Origin of the sequence: Paraburkholderia sp. NMBU_R16 (assembly GCF_013282575.1) — a bacterium.
Taxonomy (GTDB): domain Bacteria; phylum Pseudomonadota; class Gammaproteobacteria; order Burkholderiales; family Burkholderiaceae; genus Trinickia.
In genome coordinates this window covers 1-340 of record NZ_JAAAYE010000335.1, presented here as the reverse complement: position 1 = coordinate 340, position 340 = coordinate 1, and the positions used below count along the sequence as shown (strand labels likewise).

Below are 340 nucleotides of genomic sequence, written 5' to 3'. Positions count from 1 at the left end.
CTGCCAGGGAAGTCTTGCCCACCTGCCTCCACGGGCTGATTGCCAGCGCGCCAACACGAGCGCCCGATACCCGATCATGCCTCACGTGCGCGCCGGATAGCGGACGGCCTTCGCGAGGCGCTTACGGATAAGACGAGCGAATGCGGAAATTGGCGATACCGTCTAACGATAGATGCGAGCAACCGTCAAAGAGGACAGTTGGTTGGCGTTTGACAGTAAGCGGTAAGCCATGGGCGTTATAGAGTTCGCGTAAAGGCAATCGCACAATGCCGCCATTGAGTTCGCTCAGGAGGGGCAAGCGATGACGGCCTTCGCAAGAGAAGAATTGGAATCGGTGTGG

1 protein-coding gene is annotated in these 340 nt (G+C 58.2%); it reads right to left on the bottom strand.

All coding sequences use genetic code 11. The features are described 5' to 3' along the window. Positions 1–121 precede the first annotated feature (121 nt). Positions 122–340: hypothetical protein (locus GWC77_RS29350; protein WP_217283475.1), on the bottom strand; the 219-nt coding region annotated here is incomplete at its 5' end.